This window comes from Pseudomonas sp. MD330_10 (genome assembly GCF_042610415.1).
GTDB classification, from domain to species: domain Bacteria; phylum Pseudomonadota; class Gammaproteobacteria; order Pseudomonadales; family Pseudomonadaceae; genus Aquipseudomonas; species Aquipseudomonas rhodesiae.
This window is the reverse complement of the sequence record NZ_JBHGZU010000015.1, coordinates 1-12068: the sequence shown is the minus strand read 5'-3', so window position 1 is coordinate 12068 and position 12068 is coordinate 1. Positions and strand designations below refer to the sequence as shown.

The window sequence follows — 12068 nt, the reverse complement described above, 5'->3', positions numbered from 1 at the left end:
TTAGTACGCGATGCGGATATCGGCAAAATCCAACTCGGGTTCGGCCTCAGTGGCTTCATCGAACAACAGCCGGTGGATCCGCCGCGCCGATGCCTGGAAGTCGACACCGCCAAGGCTATGCAGGTCGTATTGATGACTGTGGATTTCCGCACGCACGCGCCCTGGGTGCGGTGACAGCAACAGAATGCGATTGCCCACCACCAGCGCCTCCTCAATGGAGTGGGTGACGAACAACAAGGTGAAGCGCACTTCCTCCCAGAGCAGCAGCAGCTCTTCCTGCATCTTGCGCCGAGTCAGGGCATCGAGGGCGGCGAAGGGTTCGTCCATCAGCAGGATTTTCGGTTGCATCGCCAGCGCACGGGCAATTGCCACGCGCGCCTTCATGCCACCGGACAGGGTGTGTGGGTAGGCATCGGCAAACGCACTAAGGCCGACCTTATCGAGGTAATGCCGTGCGCGGTCTTCGGCGTCGGCGCGCTTCAAGGTTTTCGACGCCAGCAGCGGGAACATCACGTTTTGCTTGACGGTTTTCCAGGGCGGCAACTGATCGAATTCCTGAAACACCACGATACGGTCCGGGCCCGGTTGTTCGACCTTTTGCCCTAGCAGGCGAATCTCGCCTTCACTGGGTTTGATAAACCCGGCAACGGACTTGAGCAACGTGGATTTGCCGCAGCCCGAAGGGCCGAGCAGCACGTAGCGGTCGGCCGGGTCGATCTCGAAACTGACCTGATGCGTCGCGCGCACCACGCGCTCGGCCGTGCGATATTCCAGGCTGACGTTATCCACCGCCAGTAACGGCGCGACAGGGTGCAGATTGCTGGTCGCGTGGGCTGATAACGATGCGTTCATCTCAGCTTCCTTGCAGGGGTTTGGCGTCTTGGAAAAAGTAGTCCTGCCACGATTGCGGCTTGTGCTTAATGGCGCCGACGCGATAAAGGAATTCCGCCAGCGGGTAGGTGTTTTTCGGCGTGACGCTGAATTCGAATTGCGGGTTGTCGATGATTTTGAGCAGCTCGGCACGGTCGATCTTGGCCTTGGTCACGCGCAGGTAGGTATCGGCCGCCGCTCCTTTGTCGTTCTGAGCGAACTGTGCGGCTTCGGTCAAAGCGTCGACAAATGCTTTGTAGGTCTTGGGGTTGTCGTTGCGGAATTTTTCGGTGGCGAACAGCACCGTCGGCGAGTTCGGGCCAAACAGGTCGTAGGTATTGAGCACCACATGGACATTGGGATTGGCCAGGGCCTGGTCCTGGAACGGCGGGTTGGAAAAATGCCCGGTCAACTCCGTGCCGCCGGCGATCAACGCCGCGGTGGCGTCGGGGTGCGGAACGGCGATGGTGTACTTGTCGAGGCGGTTGAAATCCTGGTCGCCCCATTGTTTGGCGGCGGCGTATTGCAGAAAGCGCGACTGCACTGACACCCCCACTGCCGGCACCGCGATACGGTCCTTGTCAGTGAAGTCGGCAATGGTCTTGATCTTGGGGTTATTGCTGACCAAGTAGTAGGGGAAGTTACCCAAGGACGCCACGGCCTTAACGTTCTGCTTGCCGTAGGTGCGATCCCAGATGGTCAACAACGGCCCGACGCCGGCTCCGGCAATGTCGATGGAGCCAGAGAGCAATGCGTCGTTGACCGCCGCGCCGCCGGACAGTTGAGTCCAGTCGACCTTGATGTCGATGCCTTCCTGCTTGCCGTATTTTTCAATCAGGTGCTGGTCGCGCACCACATTGAGCAGCAAGTAGACGATGCCGAACTGTTCGGCAATGCGAATCTCGCCCTCAGCGTGGGCCACCGCCGGCGCTGCCAGGCTGCCGGCCAGCAGGCTGATACCCAGGCCGACAGTGGCGGCCAGTCGTGCAAATGGAAGGTGTCTGGACATGGTCATGCTCCGAATCAGAAAGGCGCGTCGCCCTGGATGGTGGTGCGGAACAGCTTGCGGCGCAGATGGCTTGGGCAACCGGCGGCCAGGTGGATCAGCGAACGGTTGTCCCAGAACACCAGATCGTGAGGCTGCCATTGATGGCGGTAAAGGTTGTGCGGCAGCACGCTGTGGGCGTAGAGCTGAGCCAGCAGGTCGCGGCTTTCGTCTTCAGGCAAACCGATAATGCGAGTGGTGAAACCCTCACTGACGAACAGCGCTTTTCGGCCGTTTTCAGGGTGGGTACGCACGATGGGGTGCACCACTTCGGCGACTTGGGCCAATTGCTCGGGCGTGAGCGTAGGGCGCCAGTTGCCTTCGAATTTGGTCTCGCTGTAACGCGCGGTGTAGGAGTGCGCAGCGCTTCGGCCTTCAACAGCGTTGCGCAGATGCGCGGGCAACTGGTCCCAGGCTTTGTGCATATCCGCAAACAACGTGTCGCCGCCCTCGCAGGGGAGTTCCTGTGCGTGCAACATCGACCCCAGGCTGGGCAGTGCTTTATAGGACAGGTCCGAATGCCAGAACTTGCCGGCGTCGCCCAAGCCAATAGCCTGGCCGTTTTCGATGATGTTGGAGACGATCAGGATTTCCGGATGATTGAGCAGCAGGAACTGCTTGAGCACATGGATCTGCAGCACGCCAAAGCGACGGCTGAACGCGATGTGCTGCTCGGGTGTGATGCGCTGGTCGCGAAAGACCAGCACATGGTGATCGAGGTGCGCGCGGTGAATTCGCGCGAAATCCGTGTCGTTGATCGGGCGGGACAAGTCCAGGCCAACCACCTCGGCACCGACGCTGCCGGGCAGTGGAAGAACCTCAAATACTTGTGCATCGAGCGACGCGGGTGAAGCGGTAGAGGCGGCAGACATGGGTTCACTCCTGGCAGTCAGGAGACAAACTTTATAGGTATAAGAAATTCAATTTAAATACCGTTTACGCATAACGATATGCGTGAACGGCGCGGCAAAACGATGTAGCGCTCGCAGCGAAGCTGCTTGGACTGAGGGCGCTTCCATCCCGTTTGTAAGACGCCATAAAGGCATGCTGTGAGTGCGCGGAGCGTGGTGTTGAACTACTTACAAGCCGAAACCGTGCGTGTTTGACAAGCTTATGGGCAGTCACTAGTGTGCTTTGGATCCAATTAGCCATCAGCCATTCCAATAAGGAGGGCAGCGTAACCGTGACGCAGAAGCCTACACCTTTGAACAGCATCAAGATCAGCGGTCCGATTCCCGCCCACCTTGCTCGCTCCGTCATAGAAGAAACCTTGCGCAACGCCATCCTCGATGGGCGCCTGCCCTGCGGGACCGCCATGCGTCAGCAGGAGTTGGCCAGCCTGTTCGGGGTAAGCCGCATGCCGGTGCGCGAAGCCTTGCGCCAACTCGAAGCCCAGTCACTGCTGCATGTGGTGACTCACAAGGGCGCCGTGGTCGCTCCGTTGATCGAAGACAACTCGGCCGAAACCTATGAACTGCGGATGTTGCTGGAATCCGAAGCGCTGCGCTTGTCGATTCCTTTGCTCACCGACACCGATATCGCCGAGGCTGACGCGTTGATTTGTGCGCTGGAGCAAGAAAAAGACTACACCGAGATAGGCCGCCTGAATCGCTTGTTCCATATGACCCTTTACAGCAAAGCCCCTAACCAGCGGCTGCTCAAACTGGTGGAGCACGGGTTGAACGAAGAGGAGCGTTTCCTGCGCTTCAATCTGGAAGCCATGGGGCTGGGCGAGACGTCCCAGGAAGACCACCGGGAACTACTGAATCTGGTCGCACGCAAGAAAGTCCAGGAAAGCGTCCTGACCCTGCGCAATCACTTGATGCGCGGGATGGAAGTGATCAGGACTTACCTCAATGGCCCGGACGTCGCCAGTCAGAAAGGCCCGCAATAACCTTTAACATTCGCCCTGCACCTGAGCGCGGCAGGGTTGCTGCTTCAGCGCGTAACTTGCGTTATTCAATAGCCACTGCCCTCCTAAAAACGCCAGCATCAGTGCCGGGTTCAAGGCGAGGGCGCGCGGCAAAGAACTTTCCCACCTATATAAAGCGACTTACTGACAAAAGATATTATTTAGAAAAACATCTAACACATTTATATGCTCGCCAAATTAGTTAGCCTGACTATTATCTTCGGCATTAACCCGGCTCCTTATTCAGGGCGCGCAGCCCTTAGACAAAGGGATTGCGCCACGCCTGGCTTATATCCCCTTATCTACTTGCCGTTCAAAAAAGCCCATCGCTGTAGTCACAGTTGACGCAATAACTTATAGGCATCAAGCATGTATCAATCCTTACTTGCACAAAGAGCAGAGCGCCTTTGCGCCCACCCGTTATTCAAAGAAATAACTTCTATTCACACATTAAAAAAATTCATGGAAAGTCATGTATTCGCGGTTTGGGACTTCATGACGCTCCTCAAACGCCTCCAACAAGACCTGACCTGTACACGCTTGCCCTGGCTACCGCCTGCCGACCCGACGGCTGCTCGCCTGATCAACGAGATCGTGCTGGAGGAAGAATCCGACCAACACCCCCAAGAGGGCCAGTGCAGCCATTTCCAGCTGTATCTGGAAGCCATGGATGAAGTCGGTGCCAGCACCGCTTCAATCGAACACTTCATTGCGCTGCAACGCCAAGGCCTGGCTGCCAATACGGCGTTGCTTAGGGCTCAAGCACCGCGCGGCGCGGCCCGCTTCGTCAGCGATACGTTGCAGATCGCATTGAACGCCCCCACCCACTGCGTAGCAGCGGTGTTTCTTCATAGTCGAGAACGCGTGATCCCAGGCATGTTCGAGCAGTTGCTGCAGGCCGGCACGTTGATTCGAGAGCACGCGCCAACCTTATGTGCCTACCTCAACCGTCATATCGAGCTGGACGCTCAGGATCACGGGCCGGCAGCGCAGCGTTTACTTGAGCGTTTGACCGATGCCCATCCGACTTACCCGCAACAAGCCCACGACGCCGCTCTCGCGGCCATGCAAAGCCGGATCATGCTTTGGGATGAGGTTCGAGCCTCGCTGCTGGAGGTGCAGCCATGAATATGGCCGGTTACCCAGCCTTTGCCGACGATTGGGAGCGCCGCGCAACCATTCGCACACGTCCACGCCGCTTGCTGGAAAACGACGATAAATTGATCTTCCCCTTGTGCCGCCAGCCTTTGGTACTCAGTGCCACCTTTACCGAGCACTGCCCGCAGTGGCGCGACTTTGTGCTGGTGCAAAGTTTTTACAAGTTCATCAATGACGTTGTGATTTTCGAAACGGAAATCGTCGACAAGACTGCGCGCGCCATCGCCAAGAATCGCTTCTCGCTGCCCTTTCCCCTCGCCTGTCGCGTCGACGCGATGACCGTCGTGGTGGACGAGGACTACCACGCGCTGGTTGCTCTGGATTTCCTGCAACAGACCGTAACCATGACAGGCATCGAGCCGCTTGAGCTGCCGACACACATTGAACTGAGCCTGGCCCTGCCAGCGGCGCAAGCGCAGGTGCCGGCTCACTTGCACGACGCCATGGAGCTGATTGGCGTGGCTATTGCCGAAAACACCGTCACCCACGAAGTGGCCGCGTTCTCCAAAGACAGCAGGGTCAAAGACTCGATCCGGGGCCTGATGGCCGACCACCTGTTCGATGAAGGGCGCCACGCGCAGTTCTGGACCTGCCTGGTGCGCAGCTACTGGCAAAGCGCAAGCCCGAACGACCGCGATGCCATCGCTCAGGCACTGCCGACGTTCCTCTCGCATTACCTGACCAACCAACTGCAAAAGAATTTCGACCTGCACCTGATCGAGCATCTAGACGTCAGCGCGGACGTGCGCCGTGCATTGCGCGATGACATCAACGCACTGGCATTCCCCATCCATCGCCAGCACCCCTTGATGGGCAACATCCTGAGCTTTGTGCATAACAGCGGCCTGCTGCAAACGCCAAGCGTGGCGCGTGCGCTGAACGACTACATGCCGGTTAATAGGAGATTGGCATGAAGCGCCTGACCATCGGCTGGAACGGCACCAGTGCTGCCTTGCAGGCTATCAGGCAGATGCTGGAGCAATACGGCCACGCGACGGGGGACGAAGCCGTCGATCTGTGGATTGAAGACGGTAGCCTGCCGCTGCCAAGCGATATCGACGAAGCGCCCTGTATCCGCCTGCGCCTGGGGGTGGGCGCCGCCACCGAGTACGGGCTGCCCGCATTGCAACTGCGCGCCTATGACCGCCAGAGGCATTTGCACGGGGTGCTGGAGATCGCCGACGAGCCTACGGGCAATGGCGAGCGACAGCGTAAGCAGGTGACGAACGCACTGGTGGACTGGGTCGCGTTGCAGGTCAGTGAATTCTCACGGGACCCTGCGTACGTGCCGATCAGCACCACGGCCAATGACTGGCCCGAACAGAGCCTGCTGGGGCTCGACGCGTTGGCGTTCATGCATCGATTCAATTGCACGGCAAACCCCGCATTGATGCAGGAGGCGCAAGTGCCGGTGATGGAACGGGTGCAAGCCAGCCTGCACGCCTTCGCCGAGCGCCCGGCGCTGAACATCGATGGCTATGCCGTGAGCTACCGCGACTTGCACCGCCGGGCCGCAGCGATTCAACAACGTTTGATCCGTTTGCTGGAGGCGCTAGAAGCCCCCGCGGTGGTCGGTGTTTGTCTGGATAAATCCATTGAGCTGTATGCGAGCATGCTGGCTGTCCTGGGCAGCGGCGCGGTCTACCTGCCGTTGGGTCTGGACCAGCCTGCACAACGTCATCAGCTCATGCTGGAGACTGCCGGAGCCCGGCTCTTGCTGGATGCGGGCGAACACCCTCTGCGGGAGCGCTTTACCGCACTGGATGTCAGCAGTATCGAGCCCTGCAACGCCGGCAACCCGCCCCTGCCGATGCGACAGCGTCCGTGCCTGGATGCACCGTGCATGGTGCTCTACACCTCGGGCACCACGGGTCAGCCCAAGGGGGTGTTGCTGAGCCAAGGCAACCTGGCACATTTCACCGCCTGGTGTGGGGCGTGCATGAAATTGAATGAACAAGCCCGGGTCCTGCAATTTTCGCCACTGAGTTTCGACTCGTCGCTGATCGATATCGTCCCCGCCTTGATTGCCGGCGCCGAGCTGATCATTCCGAATGAAGCGCAACGGCGCGATCCGGAGCAACTGCTGACGCTGCTGCGACGGCAATGCGTCACTCACGCGTTCCTGCCACCTGCGCTGCTCAGCATCTTGCCGCTGGATCAACCGCTGGGCCTAACGCAACTGCTCACCGGTGGCGATGTGTGCGAGCCCCATGTCATCGAGCGCCTGGCTGGACAGTGTCAGTTCCACAACCTGTATGGTCCTTCCGAAGCGACTGTGCTGGTAACCCACCGCACATTCACCCCGGGTGACAGCAACCGCAATATCGGCCGCCCCATTGCTAACAGCCAGGTACTGATTCTCGACGAGCATCTGCAACCTGTGGATGAACAGGTGATGGGCGAGTTGTACCTCGTCGGCCCTGGCGTCAGCCTGGGTTACCTGAATGCACAGGTGCAAACGGCGAGCGCGTTTGTCGACTTACCGCTGCCGGGCGGCCAGTCGTTGCGGGCCTACCGCAGCGGCGACCTGGCACAGTGGAGCGCCGATGGCATCCTGCTGGGCGGACGCCGGGACGATCAGGTAAAAATCCGTGGCTTTCGGGTCGAGCCTCGGGAGGTTGAGGAGTGTTTGCGCAACAGCCGGCTCTATCGTCAGGTGGCCGTGGCGATCGACCGCGATGACCGGATCTGCGCCTTTGTTGCCCAGCCCGATCACGGCTCGACCCTCGAAGCGCTGAAACAGCATGCACGCCAGTGGCTTCCGGATTACATGCAACCGAACGCATGGGCCGAGCTGCCTGCTCTACCTTGCTCCGACAATGGCAAAGTCGATCGGCAAGCCCTGCTTGCACAGCCGTTGCGGCTCACTATTGCAGATCGACGCCGTGTGGCACACACACCGCTTCAAGCGCGCCTGGCCAGCCTGTGGGGAGTGCTTCTAGGGCTGGATGGCGCCGAGTTATCCGTTGATGACAGCTTCTTCGATTTGGGTGGCCACTCGATCTTACTGTCGACCCTGTTACTGCGTGTACGCGAACAGTTTGGCCGCAGTTTCGCCTTGAGCCATTTCATCGAAGCACCCACCCTTCGTACCCTCGCCACGCTGATGGAGGACGGTGAGCTGCCCGACGCGTCCTCTAGCCAAGCCGTACGAGATGCGCAACGCGAATGGAGCATCAAGACGCTACCCGCCGCGTGCGCAGGCGATCCGCACAAAGTGATTGTGACCGGGGCCAACAGTTTCGTCGGCGTCCATATTGTTCAGGCGCTGTTGGCCGGCGGTGCGACTCAAGTGGCATGCCTGGTGCGCGAACGGCCCGGGCAATGCGCGACGGCACGGTTTACCCATGCGTTACGCGACTACCAGTTGGAGCATCTGGACCTGAGTCGTGTGCAGGTATTCGCTGCGGATATCAGCCAACCACGCCTGGGGTTGGCCGAGAACGCGTATGACGCACTCGCCCATGGCTTCGGTGTGCTGGTGCACAACGCCGCACAGGTCAACCATGTGATGGACTATGCGTCACTGGCCAGGGACAACGTCGACCCCGTCTTCGAATGCCTGCGTCTCTGTGAGACCCACAGTAAGAAAATTCTCAACTTTGTCTCGACGCTGTCGGCTTCCAGCAGCGTCGACACCCAAGGGCATGTGCTAGAGGCCCCGGCCTGCGCGTCGCTGCCGCTGTTCATCAGAAACGGCTACAACCTGTCCAAGTGGGTGGCTGAGCGAATGTTGGGACGAGCGGTGGAGCAAGGCGCCTGGGTGAATATTCATCGCCCCGGCAACATCAGTTTCAACAGCCGCAATGGTGTTTGCCAACCGCACAAGAATCGCCTGATGTTGATGCTCAAAGGGTCGCTGCAATTAGGCCTGCTACCGCAGTTGCATTTGAATTTCGATCTGATGCCTGTGGACTTCCTGGCGCGGTTTATCGCCTTTCACAGTGCCGGTTTTAATGCCGATAGCTGCGTGTTCAATCTGCATAACCCACAGCCGTTGAGTTGGGAGCAATACCTGGACGCGTTCAGTCGCGCGGGTTACTGCTTTGAGCGAGTCAGCGTGACGCAATGGCAGCAGGCGCTGCGGGCAGTGAGCCCGGACAACGCATTGTTTGGGGTATTGGGGTTCTATCTCGATCGTCTGGACAAAGACATCGGCGATACCACGAGGATCCTGCATGGCAACGCACGCAGAGGTGTTCAAGACATGGGCGAGCAGTATCCCGAAAAAGACCAGGCACTCTTGGACAAGGGCTGTTACTACCTCAAAACCATAGGCTTCCTTTGAACCGTTTCAGGACAACTTCATGAAAGCGCTGCAACCCGATACGTTAATTCGCAACCCAAACGGCGTGCCGATCGTGGCCGGTGTCATAGTCAACTGCGAAGCCGCTCGTGTATGGGATCTGGTGGGGCGATTTTCCAACTTTGATGCCTTTATCCCTGCACTGTCGCGCATTGAAATGATTGGCGCGGGCGTGGGCGCTTTGCGTACAAAAATTTTCCAGGACGGCAACTGTGCGGTCGAACAACTCAACAGTCGAGATGACGACGCCATGCACATGACATGGACCACGATCTACAACACCTTGGGCGTGGCCAGACTGTGGGCAGCGATTAATGTGCAGGCACTTGGCGCCCAGAGCGCCAAGGTCACCTGGACGATCATCGCGGAACCCGAAGACACAACGCGCAAGGGGTTCGAAGCGTTCGTGCAGGACTTTGCCGACAGCGCCCTGAACAACGTACGCAAATTACTCGACAAGCCGTAGGAGCGAGTTGGCACGCTCCTACGGCGTGCCCCGGCGAGTCAGATCTTGAAGCTGTCTACCAATTGCTTCAGACGATTGGCCTGCTGTGACAGTGCATCGCAATCCCTCAGGGTTTCGTTGAGGTTTTCCACACCTTGCTGGTTCAGCAGATTGATCTGGTTGATGTCCACGTTGAGCGTCTCCACCACGGCGGTCTGCTCTTCGGTGGCCGCCGCGACGGACTGGTTCATGCCGTCGATTTCAACAATACGCTGCGTCACACTGACCAGGCGCTCGCCGGCCTGGTTAGCGACCTCAACACTTTCCTCACTGGAAACCTGACTGGCATTCATAGTCGTCACCGCTTCACGCGAGCCCACTTGAAGCGAAGTGATCATTTTATGGATCTCTTCGGCGGACTCCTGGGTTCGGTGAGCCAGGTTGCGAACCTCATCGGCCACCACAGCAAACCCACGGCCAGCCTCACCGGCCCGCGCAGCTTCGATCGCAGCGTTAAGGGCAAGCAAGTTGGTTTGCTGGGAAATGCCTTTGATCACATCAAGAATGTGACCAATGTTGTCGGTGCTGGCATTCAGGGTTTCGATCTGCGTGCACGATAGGCTGATCTTCTGAGACAACTCCGACATGGCCAGGATGGTCTGTTCGACCACTTTGCGCCCATCGTCGGCCTGCTCGCTGGCACCACTGGCATGCTGGGACGCATCAGCAGCGTTCCGTGCGATTTCCTGAGTCGCTGCCCCCAATTCATTAATCGCCGCAGCGACGCTGTTGGTGCGTGCACTCTGCTCGTCGGAGCCGATGATCGAGGCATTGGAAGACGCCATCACGCGCTGGGAAAGGTCATGCACCTGACGTGTGGCCGAAGACACTTCGGAAATCGACGCATGAATACGTTCCACGAACCGGTTGAACGCGCTGCCAACTTCACCGAACTCATCCTTGCTGGTGACAGCCAAGCGACGTGTTAGATCGCCTTCACCTTGAGCGATATCCTGCATGGCAACGCCCATGGTGGTCAGGGGGCGCAGCAATACTTGAATCAACAGACTCAACAGCACGGCAATCGCAACTACCGCGATTAGCATGGCGATTAACGCAGATGTGCGGAATTTACCTAGCGGGGCGTAGGCCTTGTCTTTATCGATCGACAGACCGATGTACCAATCCGCGCCTGGCAGCCCAGTGATGGGGGTGAATGAAAGAATGCGATCCTGGCCATTGAGTACAACGTCCTGATTAATCTTCTCGATACGGACGCTGGTGCCTGGGTAGATGTCCTTTAGGTTCTTCATCACTTGGTCTTCGTCAGGGCTAACGATAACCTGGCCGTCACCGCTGACCAGGAACGCATGGCCAATACCGCCGAAGTCCACCGAGTTGATGATTTTTACCAAGGTTTGCAGGCTCAGGTCACCACCGACCACGCCGAGCAATTCACCGTTCTTTTTAACCGGCATGGCAATAGTGACAATCTGCCCGCCCACTGCGGCCATATAGGGCGGCGTAAGCATGGGTTTATCGGCGGCCACGGCTTGCTTGTACCAAGGGCGCTGACGCGGATCGTAGCCGTCAGGCATTTTGGCGTCAGGACGCTGGGTGAAAACGCCGTTGGTTTGACCGACATAGGTGAACTGGAAATTTGAGGTCAATGCGGGTTGATCCACCAAACCTGGCAGATCCGCGGCATCGCCTTGATGGGCAATGTTCTGCGTGAGACTTTCAAGCACCAGTATTCGGCCACTGAGCCAGTTCTGCACGCTGCTGGCGGTCAGCTCACCGGATTGCTGGATAGACGAGTCCAGGTTCTGCTTGATCGTGCTCCGTTGCAAATAATCGTTGTAAAGCGTGAATAATGCGAAGGCTAGGACTACGACGCCTGACGCAGCTAGCAGAATTTTGTGGCTGAACTTGAGATTCATTTCGTCGACTTCTTTTGCCAAAGGGGGATGAGCGTGCCGAACGGAACATTCCATGTAACGGTATAGCCGGCTTCTCGGGCCGCTCTATTTCGGTGCACGCATGGCTCATCAGGCTTTCGGCCAAACGGAGTGAAATCTTAAGGTTTTGTGGGAAACATCCTCTTTTTGAGTGTTAAACCGACAGGCGGTAAATCCGAACTACCTAAAATCATTAAAGCAGCCTACGACACCCTTCAATGGCGAATCTTTGATTTGACGCCTATTAATTCCCTATAAACGACAAAACCCCTGCCTGCGTTAGCAGACAGGGGTTTTGGAATTTAATCTTGACGATGACCTACTCTCACATGGGGAAACCCCACACTACCATCGGCGATGCATCGTTTCACTGC

Annotated in this window: 9 protein-coding genes and 1 pseudogene; 5 read left to right on the top strand and 5 right to left on the bottom strand. The window is 58.0% G+C overall.

Features of this window, described 5'->3' with window-relative positions; all coding sequences use genetic code 11:
- The 3 genes from ACFZPT_RS20350 to ACFZPT_RS20340 are packed head-to-tail and all read right to left on the bottom strand — an operon-like array spanning position 1 to position 2787.
- Complete coding sequence (locus ACFZPT_RS20350) at positions 1–852, bottom strand: ABC transporter ATP-binding protein (protein WP_099312387.1); 852 nt, start codon at positions 850–852, stop codon at positions 1–3.
- Between the two features lies 1 nt (position 853).
- Positions 854–1879, bottom strand: a complete 1026-nt coding sequence (locus tag ACFZPT_RS20345; RefSeq protein ID WP_099312385.1) for an ABC transporter substrate-binding protein — start codon at positions 1877–1879, stop codon at positions 854–856.
- A 14-nt stretch (positions 1880–1893) separates the two neighbouring features.
- A complete protein-coding gene (locus ACFZPT_RS20340; protein ID WP_034111192.1) occupies positions 1894–2787 on the bottom strand; it encodes a TauD/TfdA family dioxygenase in 894 nt (297 codons plus the stop codon).
- A 311-nt stretch (positions 2788–3098) separates the two neighbouring features.
- Here ACFZPT_RS20340 and ACFZPT_RS20335 point away from each other — a divergent pair, with 311 nt between their 5' ends.
- The 5 genes from ACFZPT_RS20335 (at position 3099) to ACFZPT_RS20315 (ending at position 9757) form a co-directional block, all read left to right on the top strand.
- Positions 3099–3809, top strand: a complete 711-nt coding sequence (locus tag ACFZPT_RS20335; protein ID WP_034095238.1) for a GntR family transcriptional regulator — start codon at positions 3099–3101, stop codon at positions 3807–3809.
- 387 nt (positions 3810–4196) lie between these two features.
- Complete coding sequence (locus ACFZPT_RS20330; protein ID WP_034111189.1) at positions 4197–4955, top strand: DUF3050 domain-containing protein; 759 nt, start codon at positions 4197–4199, stop codon at positions 4953–4955.
- Complete coding sequence (locus ACFZPT_RS20325) at positions 4952–5899, top strand: diiron oxygenase (RefSeq protein WP_099312383.1); 948 nt, start codon at positions 4952–4954, stop codon at positions 5897–5899. Before ACFZPT_RS20330 ends, ACFZPT_RS20325 begins: the two co-directional genes overlap by 4 nt.
- Positions 5896–9273 (top strand): amino acid adenylation domain-containing protein, encoded by a 3378-nt coding sequence (locus ACFZPT_RS20320; protein WP_099312381.1) that lies wholly within the window; start codon positions 5896–5898, stop codon positions 9271–9273. The genes ACFZPT_RS20325 and ACFZPT_RS20320 overlap by 4 nt, the downstream gene beginning before the upstream one ends.
- Before the next feature lie 19 nt (positions 9274–9292).
- Positions 9293–9757 (top strand): SRPBCC family protein, encoded by a 465-nt coding sequence (locus ACFZPT_RS20315; RefSeq protein WP_034095234.1) that lies wholly within the window; start codon positions 9293–9295, stop codon positions 9755–9757.
- A gap of 38 nt (positions 9758–9795) precedes the next feature.
- Here ACFZPT_RS20315 and ACFZPT_RS20310 read toward each other — a convergent pair whose 3' ends face one another.
- Both ACFZPT_RS20310 and ACFZPT_RS20305 read right to left on the bottom strand, forming a co-directional pair.
- Positions 9796–10581: a methyl-accepting chemotaxis protein gene (locus ACFZPT_RS20310; RefSeq protein WP_371264011.1), complete on the bottom strand. Its 786-nt coding sequence runs from the start codon at positions 10579–10581 to the stop codon at positions 9796–9798.
- Positions 10582–10698: 117 nt separating this feature from the next.
- Positions 10699–11676: pseudogene (locus ACFZPT_RS20305) on the bottom strand (cache domain-containing protein); the annotation flags it as partial.
- Between the last annotated feature and the right edge of the window lie 392 nt (positions 11677–12068).